Origin of the sequence: Chitinophaga sp. YR573 (assembly GCF_900110995.1) — a bacterium.
In the GTDB taxonomy this organism is placed as follows: Bacteria; Bacteroidota; Bacteroidia; order Chitinophagales; family Chitinophagaceae; genus Chitinophaga.
In genome coordinates this window covers 1,404,299-1,428,072 of the sequence record NZ_FOJF01000001.1, presented here as the reverse complement: position 1 = coordinate 1,428,072, position 23,774 = coordinate 1,404,299, and the positions used below count along the sequence as shown (strand labels likewise).

At 42.2% G+C, this 23,774-nt stretch carries 18 protein-coding genes; 4 read left to right on the top strand and 14 right to left on the bottom strand.

From position 1 onward, the window contains the following. Nucleotide 1 precedes the first annotated feature (1 nt). Nucleotides 2-1,408: a hypothetical protein gene (locus tag BMW86_RS05960; protein ID WP_089779899.1), complete on the bottom strand. Its 1,407-nt coding sequence runs from the start codon at nt 1,406-1,408 to the stop codon at nt 2-4. Nucleotides 1,409-1,490: 82 nt separating this feature from the next. Then, nucleotides 1,491-1,835, bottom strand: a complete 345-nt coding sequence (locus BMW86_RS05955) for a DHCW motif cupin fold protein (protein ID WP_089779898.1) — start codon at nt 1,833-1,835, stop codon at nt 1,491-1,493. 114 nt (nt 1,836-1,949) lie between these two features. Here BMW86_RS05955 and BMW86_RS05950 point away from each other — a divergent pair, with 114 nt between their 5' ends. Beyond that, nucleotides 1,950-2,849 carry a Nif3-like dinuclear metal center hexameric protein gene (locus BMW86_RS05950; RefSeq protein WP_089783576.1) on the top strand — a complete coding sequence of 300 codons (900 nt, stop codon included), beginning with the start codon at nt 1,950-1,952 and terminating at the stop codon, nt 2,847-2,849. Nucleotide 2,850: 1 nt separating this feature from the next. On the opposite strand, the gene BMW86_RS05945 is transcribed toward BMW86_RS05950, so the two are convergent. From BMW86_RS05945 to BMW86_RS05905, 9 genes are all read right to left on the bottom strand, one after another. Beyond that, on the bottom strand, nt 2,851-3,618 hold the full coding sequence (locus BMW86_RS05945) for a hypothetical protein (protein WP_089779896.1): 768 nt from the start codon (nt 3,616-3,618) through the stop codon (nt 2,851-2,853). A gap of 107 nt (nt 3,619-3,725) precedes the next feature. Next, nucleotides 3,726-4,586, bottom strand: coding sequence for a subclass B3 metallo-beta-lactamase (bla, locus tag BMW86_RS05940; protein ID WP_089779894.1), 861 nt, complete (start codon nt 4,584-4,586; stop codon nt 3,726-3,728). Nucleotides 4,587-4,603: 17 nt separating this feature from the next. Then, nucleotides 4,604-5,698 (bottom strand): acyltransferase family protein, encoded by a 1,095-nt coding sequence (locus BMW86_RS05935; RefSeq protein ID WP_089779892.1) that lies wholly within the window; start codon nt 5,696-5,698, stop codon nt 4,604-4,606. Between the two features lie 158 nt (nt 5,699-5,856). After that, nucleotides 5,857-6,921, bottom strand: a complete 1,065-nt coding sequence (locus BMW86_RS05930; protein ID WP_089779890.1) for a TlpA disulfide reductase family protein — start codon at nt 6,919-6,921, stop codon at nt 5,857-5,859. Nucleotides 6,922-6,925: 4 nt separating this feature from the next. Beyond that, a complete protein-coding gene (locus BMW86_RS05925) occupies nt 6,926-8,302 on the bottom strand; it encodes a RagB/SusD family nutrient uptake outer membrane protein (protein WP_089779888.1) in 1,377 nt (458 codons plus the stop codon). Between the two features lie 10 nt (nt 8,303-8,312). Then, nucleotides 8,313-11,561, bottom strand: a complete 3,249-nt coding sequence (locus BMW86_RS05920; RefSeq protein WP_177189166.1) for a SusC/RagA family TonB-linked outer membrane protein — start codon at nt 11,559-11,561, stop codon at nt 8,313-8,315. A 196-nt stretch (nt 11,562-11,757) separates the two neighbouring features. Beyond that, a complete protein-coding gene (locus BMW86_RS05915) occupies nt 11,758-12,918 on the bottom strand; it encodes a FecR family protein (protein ID WP_089779883.1) in 1,161 nt (386 codons plus the stop codon). A 78-nt stretch (nt 12,919-12,996) separates the two neighbouring features. Further along, complete coding sequence (locus tag BMW86_RS05910; RefSeq protein ID WP_089779881.1) at nt 12,997-13,572, bottom strand: RNA polymerase sigma factor; 576 nt, start codon at nt 13,570-13,572, stop codon at nt 12,997-12,999. Between the two features lie 139 nt (nt 13,573-13,711). Next, entirely contained in the window at nt 13,712-16,081 is a 2,370-nt protein-coding gene (locus tag BMW86_RS05905) for an ABC transporter permease (RefSeq protein WP_089779879.1), read from the bottom strand. 186 nt (nt 16,082-16,267) lie between these two features. On the opposite strand from BMW86_RS05905, the gene BMW86_RS05900 reads away from it, so the two are divergent. After that, a complete protein-coding gene (locus tag BMW86_RS05900) occupies nt 16,268-16,600 on the top strand; it encodes a YegP family protein (RefSeq protein ID WP_089779877.1) in 333 nt (110 codons plus the stop codon). 138 nt (nt 16,601-16,738) lie between these two features. Here BMW86_RS05900 and BMW86_RS05895 read toward each other — a convergent pair whose 3' ends face one another. Further along, on the bottom strand, nt 16,739-19,270 hold the full coding sequence (locus BMW86_RS05895) for a family 43 glycosylhydrolase (protein WP_089779875.1): 2,532 nt from the start codon (nt 19,268-19,270) through the stop codon (nt 16,739-16,741). Between the two features lie 206 nt (nt 19,271-19,476). On the opposite strand from BMW86_RS05895, the gene BMW86_RS05890 reads away from it, so the two are divergent. Further along, nucleotides 19,477-19,947 carry a GNAT family N-acetyltransferase gene (locus BMW86_RS05890; RefSeq protein ID WP_089779873.1) on the top strand — a complete coding sequence of 157 codons (471 nt, stop codon included), beginning with the start codon at nt 19,477-19,479 and terminating at the stop codon, nt 19,945-19,947. Nucleotides 19,948-19,967: 20 nt separating this feature from the next. Here BMW86_RS05890 and BMW86_RS05885 read toward each other — a convergent pair whose 3' ends face one another. Continuing rightward, complete coding sequence (locus BMW86_RS05885) at nt 19,968-21,173, bottom strand: WG repeat-containing protein (RefSeq protein ID WP_089779871.1); 1,206 nt, start codon at nt 21,171-21,173, stop codon at nt 19,968-19,970. Between the two features lie 7 nt (nt 21,174-21,180). After that, complete coding sequence (locus BMW86_RS05880; protein ID WP_089779869.1) at nt 21,181-22,038, bottom strand: hypothetical protein; 858 nt, start codon at nt 22,036-22,038, stop codon at nt 21,181-21,183. 140 nt (nt 22,039-22,178) lie between these two features. Here BMW86_RS05880 and BMW86_RS05875 point away from each other — a divergent pair, with 140 nt between their 5' ends. Continuing rightward, nucleotides 22,179-23,774, top strand: a complete 1,596-nt coding sequence (locus tag BMW86_RS05875; RefSeq protein WP_143056498.1) for a T9SS type A sorting domain-containing protein — start codon at nt 22,179-22,181, stop codon at nt 23,772-23,774.

The window sequence follows — 23,774 nt, the reverse complement described above, 5'->3', positions numbered from 1 at the left end:
TTTAATGCCAGAATTTGCTTCTGGTATTATGCCGTCTGAATTTTCTCACTGCCTCTAAGTTTCTGAGTAGTACGTTTGGTGCTGCTGTTGGTGGTGCCTTTGCCTGTTCATAAGCACCTACAGATTTAAATGCCATTACCATATCATAATCCATTCCTACCTGTCCTGCATCGAAAGGTACATTACCAGCATTATCCCTAAACCATAACTTCCATTCCGGACTACCAGGAGTAAACACAATTAAGCTGTCTGATGTTGGGAATGGAGCCGGTAACAGGAATGATTTAAATGTATCCTGTGCAGGGCTATGGCAACTCATACAGGAAGATAAAGCCAGGTTTTTATACGGCTGTTTTGTAACAATATCATAAGCTACCTGCGCTACAGCACCATCATTTGGTCCGCTTAATCTTCCTCCCCAACCTAATGTTTCTTTACTATATGCCGGTGCCTGGGCATTAATTACTGTTTCATACAGTTTTTGATCCGGATGAAGGGTGCTGTTAACGTCCGGATCATTACCCCACATGGCGCCTAATGGAACCATTTTATCCCACATATTACCCGGAGCATCCATGTCATATACAAAAGTGGAGTATACCCATCCGGTTTTCGGAGATGTTTTACTATCCTTTACAATAACGTCCATCTGGAAAAAACTGACTTTACGCATCTGATAGCCTCTTTTCGGATTCTCCATTGTAGGGATGGTATCATACACATAAAAGGTTTGTGCGTCTTTCAGTACGGGCCAGTATGGAGCATTAACATTTGAAAAGGCAAATTTTACGATAACACTGCCTTCTGTGAACTGTGCCGCATCATTCAACAGGTTCACTTTTTGTCCTGTTTTTCCCCAGATCTGCCCTACAGTGTAACCTGCTGTTGAATCATATAAAACCAGGGCATATCCGGCTTCATCTTCTTTCAACGTTTTAAACATATTAGCCGGATTTCCGTTGCCTAAGTAAGTTCCCAGTATGGCTTCTCTTTGTGATCCCAGCCAGGGTTCCTGGAACCAGCCATATTTAGCAGCAGTCCATCCTTTATTGTTAGTGAAAAAAGGCAATACATTCGGGGCCACATAGCTTTTTAATGAATCCATGTAAGCAAATACATTTGATGCAGAAATAGGCTGACCATTTAATGCCTGCTGCCAGGGAGGATTTACAACAGGAGTAACACTTGCTGGATAATCGTGACTGAGTACAAAAAGAGAATCAGGATATTGCTCTTTTGATGGTACAGAATCCCGGTGGTTTTGGAATGCACCGTAGTCCTCTGTTAGAACAGAATCAATTTCGGGGCCGTGGCCTTTGGGGGGAGGGTTATTGCCGCAATTATATGCAACAATTGTTATGACAAATAGGGTAATAAAGGCAGTTAAAAGGCTTGGTTTGTTCTTCATGGTATTTTGAATTTTGCCATTTCTTACAAACCAGCGAACATTTTTGTTCGTTATAAGGCAATAATGAATATAATGAACAGGATTACGCCTTCAGGAAATCCCCGTCAATGATCATCAGTTTTACTCCATTTGCAGATACAGAGCGGTGAGAACTCAGTTCATCCGAAACAACGTAGGTCATTCCCTTGGCCAGGATGGCGCTTTCGCCATTTTGTAATTCACTTATGAATTCCCCCTCTAAACAATGTACGATATGCCCTTTCTTGCACCAATGGTCGGCAATATACCCCGGTGAATATTCCACTATCCGGATTCTTAACCCCGGAAATTGAAGTGTTTGCCAGTAAGCTGTGCCCGTTTCACCTGCATGTACTGTTTTGGGGATTTCAGACCAATCGATTGTTTGAAAAGGAATACTTATACTCATAGCGTGTTTATGGGTTTTAAAACTTATTATAAAGATATAATATCCGGGATATCATCTATCCTGATAATAAATAAGATTATACTTATATTTATGAATACAGGTAAATACATCGTTATGCAAAATGAAGTTAACAGACGGAAATTCATCACCAATATTACAAAAGGGGTTGGGTCCGCAGTCATATTATCATCTCCATTGGTAAGTTTTGCCTCCGGCTTTCTGAGAACGCCTGTTACTGTGGGGGAGGTCATGGATCTGTTTAAGAAAGAGGTGTCTCATGAAATGGGAACAGACACGGTAGATACGTTAAAGGCCGGTAATAGGGATATTGTAGTAACCGGTATTGTAACAACGATGTTTGCTACTATAGAAGTGATCAGAAAAACCATTGCGCTGGGAGCAAACTTTATCATTGCTCATGAACCTACTTTTTATAATCACCGGGATGAAACCCAATGGCTGGAGAATGATGAGGTATATCGTTATAAAGCAGATTTGCTAAAGCAGCATAATATTGCCGTATGGCGTAATCATGATTACATTCACAGCGCAAAGCTGGATGGTGTAATGGAAGGAGTGGCAGATCAGCTGGAATGGAAAAAATATCAGGAAGAGAATCAGGTGATTTATAATTTACCTGCTATTACGCTTAAAGCAATGATCAGTCACCTGAAATCAAAATTGCATATTCAGACAGTACGTTATATTGGAAACCTGGATCAATTGTGTAAAAAGATCCTGTTATTGCCTGGTGCTGCTGGTGGCACAACACAAATTAAAAAGATCAGTACCATGAAACCAGATGTACTGGTGTGTGGAGAAATATCCGAATGGGAAACCGCGGAATATGTGAGGGATGCCCGCGCCAAAGGACAGCAATTATCATTAGTGGTGTTGGGGCATATTGCCAGTGAAGAACCCGGATCTGTATTTATGGCGCAATGGCTTAAAGAGAAATTCCCACAGATTAAAACATCACATATACCGGCTGGTAATTCCTTATCCTTTCTATAATTCAGTCAATTCTTTCGAAGGGAACAAGATTTTGTTCTTTCAATTTCGCTAACAAAAGATCTGCGTATCTGTGTGCACGATATTCTTTAACAGTCTTAGGAATTTTTAAGTACAAGTCCCAACGTTTTTCCCATTCTTCAAACTCTTCGTCTTCCTTCCTGGGCTGTTCAACGACTTCTGAATAATGTACATGATGTCCGAATTCATGTAATAATGTTCGGTACAGCTGAGTGTTCCTGACATTATTAATTTCGAGTCTTGTAATATAACATCGTTTATCAGCTATGAATGGGTGGCCATCTGCCTTCAAACGTTCTAACTCGGCTTGCGCTTCAATTGAAAGATTTTTCTCCCAACGGATATTTTTACTATAGTCTGCAGCTTCGAGAATAATTGCAGGATAAAAGTCATTTTCAAACTCATAAGAGTATATTGCTCTTCCCCAAACCGGAGATATAATTTCTTCTTTTCTTTTAGGCTGTCTGAATACTATGAATTTTACAAGTCCATAATCAGCAGGAGGGATATGTTTGATCATGTTTTCAACATCCTTCACTGAACAGGCATGCTGACTTGAAGACCGCGTTCCTTCAATTATAAAAGTGAATGCATGACCATTTATAACCTTCTCTGCTTTTTCATAATTGTCCAGACGCTCATGGAAGCTTTTGGCAACAAGACAGGGGGAGGGAATAGTAAGTTTATTGTTTTTCCCATAACCTTGTTTCGAGGTCCCGATATTTCTATTTCTTCTAGTGGGATTTCGCATTTACAATGGAATTGAATTCAGATTATTTATATTTCATATGTATGAATATGAACCCTTTTCAATATGTAAATGTAAAATTATTTCTCTCATCAAAAGAATATTACAGCCTATTTCTCCTTTACTTTATTGGAAAAATCAAGTTGTAAATCATTCAGTAAGGAATCATACCCGGCTTTATCCATAAACGCAGCAGGATTGTATTTGTCGCCGGGTTTATGTTTTGTATGAAGTCCGAACTGGCTGGAATGGGAAGCCAGCCATATATCGAAGGTTAATTTCTTCATTTCACGCAGGGTATATGCATAATCGCTGGCAATTTCAGGGTATGCAGGTATTTCCGAAAACTTTTTCTCTGTAACAATGGTGGGCATGTTAGCTATCAATACACGATAAGATCTTTGCTCATCCTTCACATCAAACAGAAAACTACAGGAGCCTTTTGTATGACCAGGATGATGAAGCATTACCAATCGTGCCTCTCCCAGTTTTATAGTATCTCCGTTATTCAGTAGCCGGTCGATCTTAACAGGTTCATAATAATTACTAAGGGCGTAATCAGACCTTCCACCATCTGCCACCACCGATGAATCTCCTCTGTCAACCATCATTTTGGCACCGGTAAGGCGCTGAATAGTAGCCATTCCGCTTATATGGTCGTTATGTGCCTGTGTAGTCAATAGTATACGGATATCAGCAGGATTGAAGCCTAAAGTTTTAATGTTTTTATTGATCATATCAACTGAAGCAGCAAGCCCTGTATTAATAAGGATATTCCCTGCCGATGTGGTGATCAGATAACAGGCCAGATCATAGGTGCCAACATAATACAGATTACCGGCTATCCGGAATGGCTGATAAGGGGCAGACCATTCCGGATGTGGATCTTTAGGCGCTGATATCGTTTGAGCATTTGCGAAATGACCGGCAAACAATATAATAGCTATCAGGATTATACTTTTTTTAAACATGGGTACAAATCTAATAATTAAATGATCTTATTAACTCCTGGAATTTTCACCAGTATCTTACCCAGCAAGATAGCACTTATAACACCCAGTGGCGCCACAATCAGCAATTTCAATGAGGAATCTACATGCCAGTTAGCCAGCAGTAATGATAACACAACTAAAGGCAGTGGATGAAAGATATAAATAGCAAATGCTTCTCTTGATAACAGGGTAGAAGGGCCATTCCATTTGTATTTGAAGATGCCCGTCATAGCAATGATAATAGAAACCCCGGTTACCTGTTCCCAGATACTGTACATAAAGGAAAGCATATTCCATCCACCTGAAAAATTCTCAATGGGGCTGTGTGAGATAATTCTGAGGACGAACATAGTAGGGAAACCTATAATGACCATCAACCAGGCGATCCGTCTGAAATTCTTTGCAGTATTATACTGTAATTGTTCGGCCCAGTTATTACGCCTTGCTATAATACCGATGGTAAACAATGCAATATACTGAGGGAAATGCCCGAACTGAAAACCTACAGGATGTAATACCCAGCCTACCGGAAATACTAATCTTACAAGGAAACTGATTAAGCCAAGGACCACTGCAAATAACAATATCCGTTTTGTTCCCGGTAACGAACTATCACCTGTTTTTACATTTCTCAATGCTATAAACAAAAACGTAAATACTAAAAGCGCTGCAACAAACCATAACACACCAAATTCTATCCAGTTATCATAGCCTTGCAGGTATTGCAGATAACTGATGGGATGATGCTGATGATACACGAGAAAACTCATGAATGGTGATAACAGCAGGGAATAAAATACAAGTGGTATTCCGAATCTTATTAACCTGTCCTGTATAAATTTCTTCGTTCCTTTTCGTTGTAAAGAAGGTTCTGTGAAATAAGCAGATAGTAAAAAGAAGAACCCCATGAAGAAAGACTGATTCGTTGACACGAAAACCGTCATTGCAATCAATGCACCTTCAATGCTGGTAGGTTGTTTGAAATACCATCCTCCGGGTGCACCATAACAAACGCAGGCATGGTGAAGGATGACGAGGATGGTAAGGACTACTTTAATATGATCGAGGTAATTTGTACGGGAGGTTTGCATAGCAGTATTTTATTGAATGTGAAATTACAGTTCTTCCAATATCTATGCTGTATATTTTGACAACAGGACAATAATCCGGGATCAATGATCATCTCCGTAAAAGAAAAATGGGATTTCCCGGTTGTAAACCAGAAAATCCCATTCGTTAAAAATTATCACTAATTACTGCTGCTCAGTATTTCATGTAGTTTAATATCAAGATCCTTTCCCCGAAGGTTTTTTGCAATGATCCTCCCTTCTTTATCCAGCAGGAAATTCTGTGGGATGCTTTGTATCGCATATAATCTGGCCACAACATTCCCCCAAAAGTTCAGGTCTGATAAATGTGTCCAGCCACCCAGTCCATCATCGTGGATGGCTTTTAGCCATTTGGCTTTGGCGTCCGGTGCATCCAGCGAAACGCTGATAACAGTAAAATTCTGGTCCTTGTATTTGTTAAAGGCACTCACAACAACAGGGTTTTCATGCCTGCAGGGTTTACACCAGCTTGCCCAGAAATCGAGCAGTACATACTTGCCCTTAAAATCATGGAGTGACACATTATTACCGGATGTATCTGCTTCAGTGAAATCAGGGGCCATCTCCCCAACAGCCGTTTTTTTAATATTCAGTAGCAGCTGATAATAAGCCGCTACTGATTTTTGGGCCTTTAATGTGTCGGACAAATAATCATAAACAGGTAGTACGCGTACCGGATCAGGTAACACACCTGCGTATTCTTTCAGGGCATCAAAGCTTACAAGACTGCCAGGATGTGTTTTAATGAATTGCTCAAAGACATCATCACGTTGCTGATACAAAACTGTCCTGTTGCCTTCTTCATCGGGTGTGGCTATTTTATTGTTAACAGGCTTTAATACCGCTCGCAGGTCATTAAGGTCCGTATTCAGGGGCGTACCGCTGATCCGGATATTCTTAACAGAATCAAGACTTTTTATAGTGATCACGCCAGGCTCCACATAAAAGTGAAACAGGTGATCATCAGGGATCTCATTCATGCCCTGCTCTTTGATATATACAGTACCCAGCACCGGTTCCTCTATGTTCCCGCTAAAACTGAATTCCCCTTTTTCAGTCAGTACGGAATCACGGACAAAGTTATCTCCTGATCTATAGAAAAGATAAACTTTTGCTGGTTGCGCTATCTCTCCTTTGACAGTAAATTGTTGTGCTGTTGCAAACGCTGGTAATATTGTGATTATACAAGCTAGTATCTTATTCATATGATCAATAATTGGAAGGATTTGGTGTGAGTGCAGGATTATTGGCCAGCTCCGTAGCCGGAATAGGTAGCAGCTCAGACGTGCTTTTCCATGTATCGGGTTTTTCAGCAGTCATTACCGCATTCACACGCCCGGTACGTACCAGATCGATCCAGCGGTGACCATAGCCTTCCCCAAACAACTCTACCCGGCGTTCCTGTTCTATGGCCAGCAACACGTCATTTTTAGTGGTGACACCGATCCCTGTAAGTCCTGCCCTTGCCCTGATGGCATTGATATCATCTACAGCACCCTGCAGGTTCTCCTGTTGCGCCCTTGCTTCTGCCCTGATCAGGTATTGCTCCGCCAGCCGAAGCAGCATATAATCCTCTATTGCGGCAGAACTGGTAGGAGTGCTGGTAGCTTTATACTTATAATCATAGTTAAAGGTGGTGCCTGAAAGAGTAGCGGTGCCAACCCATGTTGTCAGGCGGGCATCACCTGTTTCAAATGCATTGTACAGTTCCGGACGCATCTGCGACATGGTTAATAAAGAAGAATTGGCAGTGGGTACATTTATGCCGGCAAAGATGGTATAGTTATCGTAAGCACCACCGGCAGTATTGATCTGCCAGATGGCTTCTTTGCTGCCTCTTAGAAAAACCTTGTTCAGGTCCGGCTCCAGTGTAAAATCTGATGAGTTGATTAAAACACTGGCTTTGGCTTCTGCATTCGCCCATTGCTGCTGGTACAGATATACCCTGGCCAATAGTGCGGTAGCCATCCATTTATTAAACCGTCCGTTTCTTACTGAACCAACAGGCAATACCGCTTCGGCTTCTCTCAGGTCTGTGGCTATAGCTTCCAGCACAGTAGCTTTGGGAGTACGGGCCATCCTGGCGGTAACTGTTACATCCGTTGTTTTGATCAGCGGTACATCGCCGAAATAAGAGGTCAGATAAAGATGGCAAAAGGCCCTGAAGATTTTTGCTTCAGAGATATATATAGCTTTTAAGCTGTCTGATACAGGACTACCTGGTACTTTTTCTATAATACCATTCGCCTGGTAAATCACCTGGTAGAATATTGTCCAGATATTCTCCAGATCATTATTAGCAGCCGGTATGCTGTTATTCATAAAGCCATCATAGTTGTCAAGGCCATATGTGAATTCATCTGCATTAATGCCCATCAGGAAATCTCCCTGGTAAGTAAGAAAGTTAGCGGGTTTTAAAGCATAGGTATAGAGACCGTTTACAGCTGCCAGGGTATTGGTGGCATTGTCAAAAACAGCTTCGGATGTAATCTGATCTTTTGGCTGATCTATTTCAAGATATTTTCGGCAACCGCTCAGTGTATACAGCGCGGCCATCATCAATATGATACGTTTAATATTTTGCATAAGCTTTGCTTTAAAAAGTTAGTTTAAGACCGGCTGTCAATGTCTTCAATACAGGTGTTGCATTCTTTACTTCCGGATCAAGTCCTTTATACGGACTTATTGTGAACAGGTTTTGTCCCTGCACATAGATGAGGATATTTTGCGCTCTTATTTTTTGTATCAGCTTAACGGGCAGCTGATAGGAAAAAGACAGCGTTTTCAGCCTGATATAGGAGGCATCCGAATAAGCAGCATTGGATGCATACAACCTGTTCAGATATGCTGACCCTATCGGCGAAGAAGCGCTGGTAGTTAACCCGGGACGACTGGCACCTGGATTGGTGGGTGTCCAGTAATCTTCAGTCAGGAAAGTGGGTAGATTCACCTTGTAACCTACCGGAAAGTAATATGCCCTCAAAGCATTAAAACCATCTTGTTTGGCGAATTGCAGAAACAGGTCGAGGCTGAAGTTTTTATAGCTGAAAGTATTGCCCATCCCTCCATAAAACTTAGGATCTAAAGAGCCTATGTTCACATAATCGTTAGAGGAAGTGAGGCTGCCATCTTTGTTACGGTCTTCAAACTGAGGTATACCGGTTGAATCTGAAATACCTGTATAATGATAACCCCTGAACAGATTTAAGGACTGTCCCACTGTATAATAGGATGCATAGGCTGATGAAGCCAGACCAGGGAATTTCACCAGCGCATTTTTCGGAATGGTAATATTGAAAGTGGTCTGCCAGCGGAAGTTTTTGGTAGAAACGTTAGTCGTACTCAGCTCAAATTCCCAGCTGGTGTTTTGTACCAGCGCAGGCATATTGGCCTGATAATAAGGAAATCCGCTTTGTGCCGGCAGAGGGGTCTGTACCAGTTGATTGTCCGAACGGCTGCGGTAAAAGGTGGATGTAAATAAGATACGGTCTTTCAGGAAGCCTAATTCCAGCGCCAGTTCCAACTTCTTATTGGTTTCCCAGCGATATAGCGGATTAGCAATATTGTTGGCATATAAACCCAGGTTACCATTATAAGCCTGTTGATTGCTGGTGTATGTTTCAAGGTATCTGTAATCATTGATCTGGTCATTACCACTAATACCATAACTACCTCTCAGCTTACCAAAACTTAAGATCGGGGCCAGTTGTTCCACCATCTTCTCTCCGGAGAAGATCCAGGCGCCACCTGCTGACCAGAAATTACCAAACCGTTTACCGGGACCAAAACGTGAAGAGCCATCCCTTCTGAATGAAGCATTGAGGATATATTTATCCTCCCAGCGGAAATTCATCCTTCCAAATCCGGAGATATATTTATACTGTGAGCTGGTAAGCGTTGTACTCGTAATAGTACCCGCAGCGGTAATACTTTCTATCAGGTCATCGCTGGTAAAATTGATCCCTGTGATGGAATTACTCTGGGAAGAGCTTGACTGTACAGTACCACCGGCCATTGCATTCAGTACCCCTTTACTGATCTTCCTGGTATAATCCAACTGAGGTTCTACAATATAGGTTTGCACACTGCTGTTACCAAAAGTGGCGGAGCTTTTAGTGGAAGAGAAAGACAGCGGATTGAAAGCAGTAGTGGGAGCTACCACCTGCTGTCTCATATGCATCTTGGTGTATCCCATATTCACCCTGGCAATCAATTCTGGTGTGAGGGCATATCTCAATGAAGCATTTGTTATAAAGTTATCTGTCGCTGTCTTACCTACTTTATTCAGGTAAGACCAGGGGTTTGTAAGTGGCGCCGTTGTATTGGTCGTTACCCAATAGAGTTTGCCGGTAGGGTCGTAATGCGGGAAATTTGGTGGTGCATAAATAGCCAGGTAAGGGTCCGATGCCAGTGTTTTATTATTATCATTCGTGTAGGTAACGGATGTATTTACATTGAATCGTTTATCTGTAGAGTTATGATCAAGATTGATATGACCGTCTACTCTGTTATAATAATTATCTCCGTAAATGACAGCTCCTTCATGATGATAACCGGTACTGAGCAGATAGCGGGTGTTTTCATTGCCTCCGGATAAGGAAGTTTTTACATTGGTCATGGGAGCGGTATTACCCAATATCAGCTTCGGGAAATTGGTATAAGCGTTCTGGTCCCATAACAGAAGGTCCTGTGCATTGCTTGTAGTGGGTGTGATATTATCGGCCACAAAGGCTTTTTTCCGGATAGCAATATATTCCTGCGTATCCATGAATTTCGGCAGCCGTGTAGTAACGCTGGCGCCGGAATATACATTTACATCAAACTTTGTTTTGCCTGCCTTTCCTTTTTTCGTGGTGATCAATACTACACCGTTAGATCCGCGGGAACCATAAATGGCGGTAGCATCAGCATCTTTTAAAACGGTAACGCTTTCCACATCCAGCGGATTGATGCCATTCAGTGGGCTTATAGCACCGGCAGCGGTGGTAACATTGCTGATGGAAGTAGCAGGGATGGGAATACCGTCTATGATGTACAGCGGGTTGGAAAGCGCGGAAATAGAGTTATTGCCCCTTATCTGCATGGTGATGCCGGAACCGGGAATACCACTGGCACTGGTAACCAGCACACCGGGCATGCGGCCCTGTAAAGCGGCCAGTATATTGGTAACAGGCTGCTTCTCTATGTCTGCGCTTTTTACGGTGCTTAAACCGCCTGTATTGAAGCGTTGGATGGTAGTACCATATGCTATCACCTGCACTTCGTCCAGCTTGCTTTGCGCCTGTTTCAGCACGGCAGTTACTTTCACTGTATTGCCTGTTACATCAATGTTGGTGATGTATTTTTCATATCCTACAAAAGAGACCTCTATCCTGTATTTCCCATTTGCCAGGGCCGGGAGTGTAAACACGCCATTTTCATTGGCAGCAGCGGATTTGTTCCGGCCAATGATCCTGATGGTGGCATTTTGAAGGGGCTGACCGTTTTCATTGAGTACTACTCCATTCACATCGTGAATGGTATCTGCCAGTGCTATTGGCACAATGAAAAGGGGCTTACGTGAGATGAAAACGGTTTTTGGTGAGATAGTATAAGTAAGTGGCTGATCTTTTAACAGAATATCCAGGAGATCTTTCAAAGGCATATTGCGTACGGAAAAAGAAACGGGCTGTGTATTATCCAGCGCGCCTTTGTTATAAAAAAACACATAACCGGTTTGCTCCTTGATCTCTGCAAATACCTTCTTTAAGGGGATTTCCCTGCCCGATAAGGTAATCGTCTGAGAAAAGACACTGGCTGAAACATGCGTAAAACACACGAACAGGAAAAAAGCAGTTACTCGCATGACACGCAGTATTTGGTTGACACAGCCACGCCGCCACGGGCGCGGCAAAAGCAAAACATCGAATTTTTGCATAAATTGCAGTAGTTTGGTTGATTAATTAATTGACATTCACATTGCTCAATAAAGATCTGCCTGACAATACAGCCGGAAGTGGGTCCAAGCACCTCCGGCTTCTTTTTTAATGGTTGATCCTCTATTATTGTTTTAATACTACCAGCCGTTTCCCGGCTTCAATCCTGAACCGTACACCTGTTTTCTGCAGGCCGTCCAGTACCTGTGATAAATTCATGTCCCTGCTCATTTCCCCTTCGAAATACATATCCGGTACATTTTGTTCATATACGATCTGCAAGTCGTACCAGCGCGCCAGTTGCTGCATCACTTCCCGTAAGCTGGCATCCTCAAAATTGAATAGCCCGTTCTTCCAGGCCATTACTTTAGCTATGTTGGCGTTGTTGATGGTTTTAATGCTGTTGTTAGCTGCCTGTGCCTGCTGGCCGGGTTTCAGTACTACCTTATTATTTACGCGTACAGCGCCTTCCAGAAGGGTGGTATTGATGCTGCTTTCATCCGGGTAAGCATCTACATTGAAATGTGTACCTAACACTTCCACTTCCCCCTGTTCCCCGATCTTTACCTTAAAAGGCTGACGTGGGTCTTTTACTACTTCGAAATAAGCCTCTCCGCTGATCTCCACCCTTCTCTCCCCGCCTGTAAAGGTGGTCGGATAACGCAGGCTGGAAGCCGCATTCAGCCATACCATAGTGCCATCAGGCAGCCGCACCTGGAATTGTCCCCCCCGCGGTGTGGTCAATGTATTATAGCTGATGGCAGTGCTTTGCGCATCGTATACCAGTTGTCCGCCGGTTTGCCGTATTCCCTGCCGGATCAACCGGTTGGCGCTGTCCAGCGTAACTGTAGAACCGTCGCCCAGGGTCAGAATGGCCTTATTGCCACCAGGTGTTATGTCCTGTGGTGGCTGGGCAGGGTGGCTGGTGTTTAACGACCTTAGTACAAAAGTGCCTGTAGCCAGTAAAAGCAGTACGGAAGCTGCAATCCAACCCCACCTCCGCAGGAAAGTAACGCGGAGGGGAGTGGGAGTCATAGGGCGAATAATTGATTGTTCACTGTTCGCTGTTTTGTCCATCTGCAAAATAGCAGAGAGCCTCCTTTCCCGGTCTTTTAGGGACGGCACATTATCAGGTGCTGTATTATCTAAAAAGTGTTGTAATAATTCGGGCAGCACCTCATTATCGGGGTGTTGTTCCAGATAAGCGGCCAGCTCATTTTCTTCTGCCGCGGTGCTTTTCTTCTCCAACCACTGATCAAGTAAATATTTCAGGTGCTCGTTGTTCATAATAGTAGTTATAATGCCCCTACAGTATATAAGAGCGAAAAAAGAGTCCGGCTGTCTATTGGTACACGAAATTTTTTTTTAACGGAGAAAGATGGAGATCAATAATAGCATATAACCGGCTTCCAGGAGCTGTTCACGGATATACCTGACGGCAGCCACAATGGTATTCCGGACTGTGCTGGCTGAAATACCCATGATCGTTGCTATTTCGCCGGATGACAACCCGCTGTCACGGTGCAGCTGGTAGATCTTCCGTCGTTGCTCCGGCATTTTGGCAATGATCCGGGCAATTAATATGGACATATCTTTCCAGACCAGGCTGTCCTCAATGTCATTTATTACGAAGTCTTCCTGTTCACGCTCCGCTAAAACCTTACGATGCAATAAATGCTGCTTTAGCCAGCGATGGGAGAGGTTAGCGGCTATACGATGGATATAGGCCCGCGGAAACTTAATGTTGGGCAGGTTATCACGATGTAGCCATAATTGGAGAAAGGTTTCCTGGAGTAATTCTTCTGCTACAACATCTGAGCGGGTAAGCTTTAACAGGAAAGTGAACAACATAGTATCATAACGGAAATAAAGTTCCCGGAATGCAATCTCATCCCCTTCTGCTATCCGCAAAAGCAGTTCTTGTTCACTCTGTAACTCCATGTAAGCCAGTTGATTAGCTGATCAGTTTTCCTGTGATAAGCCTAAATGGCTGATAGATAACAAGATAAAAAGAATAAATTATATTTTTATAGAGGGGGGTGAAAAATCACTACTTTATTTTATCATCATGTAAAAATAGTTACTCCGTTCTTAAACTTTTTACGGGGTTCCTGACTGCCGCTTTAATAGCCTGTGTACTTACTGTTAGCAGGGCAATAACAATTGCAAGTATCCCTGCAGCGGCAAAGATCCACCAATTGATATCAACGCGGTATTCATATTTTTGCAACCAGTTTTTCATTAACCAGAAGGCGAGAGGAGAAGCTATCAGGGAACCGGACAGCACCAGCCATACAAACTCTTTGGAGAGCAAGGCCCAGATGCTGGCAGTTGATGCGCCCAATATTTTACGGATGCCTATTTCTTTGGTCCTGCGCTCAGCCATAAATATTGCAAGACCAAATAACCCCAAACAGGAAATGAAAATGGATAGACCTGCAAAAATGCCGGCTAATTTACTCACCTGATTTTCCATAGTGAACTTGTTGGCAAATTCGTCATCTACAAAGCTGTATTCAAATGGAAAAGCAGGATTGTATTGGTCAAAAACCGGTTGAATGGCGGATAAAGCTTTTTTCAGATCGGAAGTTGATTTTAAGCGTAGGAAAATGTTGTTAGCAACATGACCATTGAAAAGGATAGCCAAAGGATAAACAGGTTTGAATGGATCATCTATCAATACATTCTCTACTATTCCAACAATTGTTACTACTCTTGAGCCGGATCTTATTGTTTTTCCAATAGGATCTTTGTAACCAATAATTTTTAAAGCCTCTTCATTCAGGATGACAGCATTTGAATCGGTTCTGTAATCTATTGAAAAAGGACGTCCCTGCTTAAATTTTAAACCTACTGTTTTTTCAAAATCCCAGTCGGCCATTATTGCATCCAATGCAATATCTGCGTTAGGGTCCTTTCCTTCCCATGAGAAATCACTCCAGCGGTTGTAAATCCGGGTCATAGGTTGTGAGGATTTTGTTACCGACTCAAAGTAACCACTATTTAGAAGATCCTGTTTTAATGCAGCATAGTTTTTAATAAGGTCATCGCTGGCAGTAATAGAAATCAGATTATCCGGATTATAACCAATAGAACGGTTTTTTGCATGATTGATCTGTTGAAAAACAATGACGGTACAGATGATTAACCCAATAGAAATGACAAACTGGGAAACGACCAATACTTTACGAAAAGTAGCGGCACTTTTGCCTTGTCTGAATATACCTTTTAATGTCCTGACAGGTAAAAATGAAGAGAGGTATAATGCAGGATAACTACCCGCTATAAGTCCAGTGAGAATACAAACAAGGAATACGAAGACCAGCAAATAAATATTGCTGAAATCGAACCTGATATTTTCAAATCCCAGGTCTTTTAAAAGCGGCAATAACAGTTGTATTATTCCTATGGATAGCAGAAAGGCGAGAAAAGTCGTCAGCATAGACTCAGTTAAAAACTGGGCAATAAGCTGTATACGCAGTGAACCTATGGCTTTCCGTACGCCTATTTCCTTTGACCGTTTTTCAGAATGAGCGGTCGAAAGATTCATAAAATTAATACATGCAATAAGCAATACAAAAATGCCTACGATGAAGAATAGCCTCACATATTCTATTTTGCCTCCTACATTTATCCAGTCTTTATAATCATTGTACAAATGCCATTGGCTTAGAGGCTGCAGGAACAGTATTTGATTTTTGAGACGATTATCTTTTTGTTCGGAAAGGGGGCCTATCTTTTTTGAGAGGTTTTCCATGGAAGCTCCTGGTTGTAGCTCCACCATAGTCATCAAAAAATTATTACTCCAATCCGTTTTGTTATTTCTTATCCAATCAGAATGTGCTATTATAGATTGATAGGGAGCTAAAAATTCAAAATCTAATGTTGAGTTTTTAGGAACATCTTTTATCAGGGCAGTAACCCGAACATTATACAGGTTATCTATTTTTATTATTTTCCCGATTGGGTTCTCTGTACCGAATAAAGTGGTTGCCAGTGATTCCGTGAGTACGATGGAATTGGGATCTGTTAAGGCTGTTGCCGCGTTACCTTTTATGAAAGGGAATGAAAACATCTCCAGAAAATCAGGGTCAACATATCTTCCCTTTTTGTTGAATTTGTTATTACCAATTACCAGGCTGTAGTTGCTATTCCAGGTAAGTCTCGTGGCTCTTTTTACTTCGGGGTAGTTGTTTTTCAGTTCGTCATACAAAGGAAGTGGAGTAGATTCCTGGGTATTCCTGTTATTATTAAACAGCGTATGCTTTCTCACCAGCGCTATACGATCCCCGTTTTTATGAAATAAGTCAAAACTTGTTTCATACTGGATCCATAGGCCGATAAGCATGGTGAAAGCCATACCTATAGCCAACCCGAAGATATTGATAAACGAAAGGCCCTTGTTTATCCAAAGATTACGCCATGCGATTTTGAAGTAATTTCTAAACATGATGCAGTGATATCCCAAAAGAAATACCGGATTTATATATAATTGTAAATCAGTAATTTAGTTTAAATCTAATTAACGAAACTGTCCGGTTTTGATACAATAAATGTTCATTAGTGAACCTTTTGGTATTCGAACCAATTGTCGGCAATATTGTTGTAGTTAGCATACATTAAAAAACACTGTATTATGAGTAAATTCATTGTTACAAAAAGCGCAAACGGAGAATACCGTTTTAAGCTCAATGCTGGTAATGGGGAAACGATTCTTACCAGTGAAGGTTATTCAGCTAAGCCCGGCTGTATGAACGGTATTGATTCTGTAAAAAGCAATGCGCCACATGAAGAACGGTATGAAAAGAAGACATCCACTAATGACAAATTTTATTTTAACCTGAAAGCTACAAACGGACAGGTTATCGGGACGAGTCAAATGTATGCGGCTAGTGCCGGTAGGGATAATGGTATTGCGTCTGTAAAGACGAATGCCCCTGTTGCAACTATAGATGATCAGACGATCTAAAGAATTTCTCATCCGGGATATCGAAAATTGAATCTCTTTAATCTGATAGGATAACCGGGGGCATATGATCCGCTCCCGGTTATCTTTTTTACAATCTTTCGGAATGATACTTTTCCGATGATAGAAAATTCCAGGTTATCATTTATCCAATGGAGTAATTCTGCAATTAACAGGCACCAGGGAAGTTGCCGTTGCTGTTGCACTTGCTGAGATCAGGAAATTATCAAAGGACATGTTAGCGGAATGCACGCGAATACCAGCTTTACCACTTATGAACGGAGCAGGATCTGTATAGTCGATGACTGGCGTGGTCATGTCATTCAGATAGATCTTTATATTAGCACCGTTCAGTACAGCTCTGAGTTTATATGACTGTCCGGCAGTAAGCGCTTGTGTCTTGTAGGAAAGGGTGGTCCAGTTGTAGTTCTGTTTACCGAATACAATACCACCTGTTTCAATACCTGCATAATAACCCTGTAAGTAATCAGAACTAACAACATTAGAGATGCCCAATTCCCCTGCGGCCGGGTTACGCACACGAAAGATCAGTCCTCCGTTTCCACCTGAAGGACATAGCACATCAGCTTCTACAGTATAATCTGTCCAGCCGACATCTCCCATTGCTTTTTTGCCCAAACCATTAATAGTGGCTCTGCCAGATGAGATGGAGAAATCTCCGTTGCTATAATTCCATAAACCTGAGAAGCTGCCGGAATCGAAGTTATCTGAACCACCGGGAGCAGTAGTAGTACCCGATTCAAATTTCAGTGTGGAGAAGTCAAATTCACCCTCTACAGTCTCTAAACGAATGGTGTGATTACCAGCAGGAAGATTTAAGTTCTTTAAGACAGCTGTACGCCATACAGACCAGTTTGTTGTTGTAGGTATAGAAACGATGCCGGAAACATCTGCCCCATCGCAGTAAATACGTACTTTACAGGAAGTGTAAGTAGTGGCATATCTCAGGCCAAGATGATATGGGCCTGTTGATTGTACATTTACATTGTACTGATACCATTCACCGGTTTGATTCCAGCCAATATTCTCTCCACCTTCTTCGGTATCTCGTATATCCACATTCTCTGACCGGTATTTACCGCCGGCGTTTCCGCCTGTAAGATCATGATATCCGACACCTTCACCACCTTCATTGTAATGGACTGCCGGGATGGTGCCGGGGATAGGTTTATAAAAACTAAATACTCCGCTTCCATTTACTCTGTTGCTGAAAGCAGTGTATCCAAAATCAGCATGATCATTATAGGTAGTTACACCGATTTTACCACCTGCAGTAATGTTGGCAGTACGGGTAGATTTCAGCATACCATCTACATAGATTTTGAAGGTGGTTCCTTCTTTTTCCACCCGTATTACATGCCATTTCAGGTAATCCCATCCGGCAGGCAGCGGAATGGAATTTACGCCTATAGATGCACCGTTTACTTTAATATCTGTTTCGAGTGTATTACTGAAACTGCTAATCAATGCTGAGCCAAAAGTATTTTCGTCGATATAGGAAAACACAGCTCCAAAGCGGGCTGCATCTCCTCCTCTCTCCATTTCCTTCATGTTAAATTCTGCCGTATAGTTAGCGGCAGAGATAGCCGTTGTAATCTGACGGTACCATTGTGTCGTTGTTCTGGTATCCTGCCACATCAATTCCTGGTTGTACATACCCCAAACACCACCATTGACATTTGTCCAGTTGCTGCCGATAGTTGCCCGGTCAAAGCGGTCATAAAAAGTGGGTAATAAAGGAGCGGGCTGAGTCCAGTTTGTGGGGCCATATACAAGTAACCTGTCCCCATTAAAGCCCATAGGATCGATATTAAGTTTTCTGTTGTAGACAGCTGTCAGGTTATGATAGGTCATGTACCAGGTATCCAGGTCAGGACCAATAAAAGAGCTGCTATGGCCCAGACCAAAGAAACTGCCCTCTGAACTGAGCAAAAGGGGGTTGTTAGCGCCTGGACTATAACTGCCTAATGCTGTTGCTGCAGTGGAATAGTTAACCCGGTATCCCTTGCTTTGAACATGGTTTCCGGTATAGGTAATGTAATAAACGCCATTGCGTTTAAAAATGGTGGGGCCTTCTGTCCAGCCGTTGAGCGATGTACCGGTTAACGTACTTCCTGTGCTGATGGACAAGGGACCGGACATAGTAGCTGCATCTATTCCGCCACCACCTGCATAGGTAAAGTACATTTGTGCATTATCGTCTGTAAATACAGAACCGTCGATACTGTGGCCGAGGTTACCTGTTTGTACGGAGAATGGCCCGGTAGGACTGGCTGAAGACAGAATGTAGTGACCATTGCCACCCGGAGATGTATACATATAAAATGTACCATTCCTGTAAATGACTTCGGGAGCATAGGCTGCGTTGATGGTGGTCTCAGTCACGGGTACACATAGCCCCTCATAGTTCCAGTCAGCAAGGTTCCAGGTACTCCAGCATTTAACACCGTAACCGCCTGAGCTACAGTATAAATAGTATTTGCCTCTGAACCTAAGGATGTAAGGATCTCCAATACCGTCATCCTGGGGGAGTGTACGAGGGTTAATGACCTGGCTGTTAGCTGGCAGGGAATACAGCAATACACTTAATAACAGTAGAGGCAATAGGGATCGGAAAACCGAAGGCATAGGGTTCATAGAAAAGGTCTTCATAACAATGATTTAGAGAATTGGGTTATTCCATTTTAGTTGTTATTAAGTTTCATTTAATAACTTTCATTTATTAAACGTAATCAGGTTGATATTTGATATAAATATAATACCTGTGCGAAAAGAGTTTCTGCAAAGCATTGATTTCTACATCTTCTTCATGGAACTAATTTTTATTTTTGTTTTATCCTTTATAAACAACTCTCCCAATGATTAAATGTATACGAACTACTTCGGACAATAAAGACTTTCAGCAGCTTGTAACAGCACTTGATGCGGATTTAAAAATCCGTGATGGAGAAGAACATTCATTTTATGCGCAATTCAACAAAATTGATGCATTAAAGTATGTAGTTGTTGCATATGATGATGATATAGCTGTTGGTTGCGGGGCGATAAAAGATTATTCAAATGATGCAATGGAAGTTAAGCGGATGTATGTATCAGTAAATAAAAGAGGGCAGGGAGTTGCTTCAACTGTTTTAAAGGAATTGGAGAAATGGGCAGTAGAATTAAAGTATAGTAAGTGTGTGCTGGAAACAGGGAAAAAACAACCGGAAGCAATAGCGCTTTATAAAAAAAGTAATTACAAAATAATACCTAATTACGGGCAATATGAAAATGTGGAAAACAGTGTTTGTTTTGAGAAAAAGTTGAAAGTTTTAGGAGAGGAAGATTGACTTCCTCTCCTAAGAATAAATTAGTCTTTAACACCCGGTATAAAAATCTTTCCGTTTTTCATATCCATAAATCCCTGTTTGCCATCCGGCATTTCTATATACCATGCGTTTATCTGGGAATCTCCCTCGAAAATGTGTTTAAGCACAGGAGGGCGTAGCTGCTTGAGATCGGTCGAGATCACCCCTTCCAGTTTATCCTGTATGGTTTTGTAGAAGTCGCCGTTGTTTTCTATGTCATCGTATACGCATGGCAGTACCTGACTGTTTTCAAGCGTTACCAGGCCGAACTTTCCATATTTCCCCACTTTAAGCAAAGCTTTGGGATTGCTGGATGGACTGTAGTAGAACTTTGCCACAGAATCGTAGCCGTTCAGTTCATAGGAAGGGGGAAGTTGTTCTCCCGGTACATTCTCCCGTGTACGGTATTCATAAGCCGCTTTCCAGGTCTTATCACCTGTTTTGTATACATACAGGTCTACACCGGGGGAGAAATAGTCGTCCTCAAAAATAGGTGGTTGTTCTACGAATGAAGACACATGTTCTGTAGCGGTTAGCCCTGTACTACTTACTAGTCGTGCTTTACCATCAGCTGTATAATTGATAATGGTGTCGCCGGCAATAGCTTCGATCTCTCCGTCATTCTTATAAACAAGGTTGTCGTATTTTATGGGCGCTATTACAGATCCGGTTTTGAGATCGATCACACCATATAGTTCGCCCTTCTTTACCATGCCCTGATAATGGTCCCCTGTTACGAACCCAGCCTCGTCATACCCTTTGGGGTTAATAAAACGGCCGGTCGCTATGTTCAAAAAGTACCATTTACCGCCTTCGGTAACCAGCAGTATACGGGGATCATTGTACCTGTAATTCAGCAGTTTATCAAACAACACAGTTGACAGCTTGCCGGTACTTAAATTAACCAGCCGGTATTTGCCTCCCAGTTTGGCCATCCCCGTCTCCTTTGTAAGAAGGCTGAGCGCTTCATAACGGCAGGGGAGTAATGGCTTCCCATCTGCAGTGATGGCACCATACAGCTTGTCTTTCCGCACAACGGCCATGCCCTCGTAGATCCAGAAGGCAGTATCATATTTCGGTGCGATCAATACTTCTTTGTTTTCATTGGTAAGTCCCCATTTGCTGCCGTCGGAATAGGGAAATTTTCGGTTTTGCGCATATGTAGATAGTGTCGCAAAAAGGAATAGCGAATAAAGTAGTCCCCTCATAGATTAATTATTTTTTCTTTTTCTTTTTTGAAAGTTCCATTGAGCCTGGCACGGTACTATCTTCCGAACCCAACCTGAAATCTCCGGTTATTACCAGTCTGCTTTTTGTTAATTCCTTCACTACAAATTCTTTGGAATCAAGGCCGGCATCAAAAAACAGCATCAATGTACGTTTACCTTTTATGGCAACTTCCTCTAATCTCCATGTAAATGACTGTTCCTCTTTTTTGCAGTCTTTTGTACGGGTACCTTGTGCCCATGATCCTTTATTGTCATCTCCAAGGTCAATCAGGATATCCTGTTGACAGCTGTTTAATTCTTCAGCATAACTGGTTGATGTTACTCCGTCTTTATTTATATCTCTTTTACTGGCAAAGGACAGCGTCATAAATTCGTAGTAACCTGCTATTTTTTCTCTTTCTTCCGAAATATTGATTTTCGGTTCTCCCGGAAATATATATCCAATTGGTGTGATGTTGGTGAGAGGAGTGAACATATACCATTCACCATATCCATTGATCATTGCTACGGTGCGGTCCGGGCCACCAACGCTGGACTCGTTGATCCGGGTGATTCCAATAGCCTTTTCTACTCCATTGAAATCAACGATGTACTTTGTTGCAAAGTCTTTACGAAGCTCAGTCACGCTCTTCACTTTATAACGGTATGTCTTGGTACCAAGATTTGCAATAATGGAATCTGCTGAAACCAACACTTCGGCAGGCTGATTGACAGGCTTCCTGTACATTGAACTGGTGTTTGTTTTATAGTCAAACCAGCGGCTATCCTTAAACGTTGTAACCTGGCTGTAAGATGTAAGGGAAGTCAATAACAGGCAAAGGCTGAATAGTTTTTTAATGCTCATATATATATATTACGGGAATAAATATATACATTTTTTAGTCTATATAAAAGCAGTGCCTCCTCTGAATTTCCATTGCTATGTGTACTGCATCAGAAGATGATATATTTATAGCATTGTATAATATGTAACCCACGTTTACTATGAAAACCCTTATCTGTGCAACAATGCTTGCTTTTCTCCCTTTCTCTGCTTATGCCCAAACACGTGCATTCCCGGGTGCTGAAGGATTTGGCCGTTATGCCTCCGGTGGCAGAGCTGGTGATGTTTATATAGTCACCAACCTGAATGATAGCGGTTCGGGCTCCTTCCGGGATGCAGTAAGTCAGCCTAACCGTATTGTAGTGTTTGAAGTAGGCGGTATTATCCATATCAGCTCACGGGTGGTGGTATCTCCGAACATCACCATTGCAGGGCAAACTGCACCGGGTGATGGCATCGTAATATATGGTAATGGCGTTTCTTATTCTGCTGCCAGCAACTCCATTTGCCGCTATCTGCGGGTAAGGATGGGTGTGGGTGGAGATAGTGGTAAAGATGCACTCGGCGTAGCTAATGGCGCCAATATGATCTTCGACCATGTATCTGTATCATGGGGGAGAGATGAGAACTTTTCCATCAGCTGGGACAATAAAGGTCTGGAGCCCGCCAATATTACCATCCAGCATTCCATTATGGGACAGGGACTCTGGAGCCATTCCTGTGGTGGTCTGATCCAGACCAATGGTGGTGTTTCGTTATACTGCAATCTGTATATCGACAATAAAACACGTAATCCGAAAGTGAAAGGGAAAAATGAGTTTGTAAATAATGTTATTTACAATTGGGGAAATGGCGGTGCTTATATTCTGGGAGACTCTCAGGGTACTTCGGAGGCTAATATCATTAACAACTACTTTATTGCTGGTCCCGCAGTGAATGATAATACAGCTCCTTTTACCAGAGGTAATATCAATTTCGGAGCTTTTGCTTCAGGAAATTATTATGACAGCTCCAGAGATGGTTCGTTAAACGGTTCGTTACTCGTGCAGGATGATTATGGTACCGGCGACAGAGCTATCAACTGGCAAAGCACTCCATATGCCTATCCTCTGATTCCTGATAGCGGCAATGTGTTAACTACTGACCTTGCCTATCAGACGGTATTACAACAGGTTGGCGCCAGCTATCCCCATCGCGATGAAGTAGATCAGTTTATGATCAATGAATTAAGCTCGCTGGGGACAGAGGGGGTTACTATCAACACCTTTACAAATGAGAATCTGTTACCTACAGGCGGCCCCGGCAATGTATCCGGAGGAGTTGCACCTACAGATACTGACAGAGACGGTATGCCTGATCAATGGGAGCTGGCGAATGGCCTTAACCCTGCTAATGCTGCTGATGGTAAAATACTAAATACGGATGGATACACGAACCTGGAGCATTATATTAACGGCATCATGGATTCAGTTACAATGGTTGCTAAGGTAAATGTCAAACCAATGTTGCGGGTAACACCAAATCCTATAGCCAATCAGGCAATTATACAATATATGTTTCCCCAAAAAGGTAACTATGTTCTTGAAATACTCAATATGAAAGGAGTGGTAATGAGAAACATAACAAACAGCAATACTACTGCTAATACCCTATTGACGCATACACTGGATGTCACGAATTTGCCCAATGGGATTTATATAGTGAGACTGGTTACTGCTTATAAAACGGTTAGCGTTAAAATGGTTGTGCAGCACTGA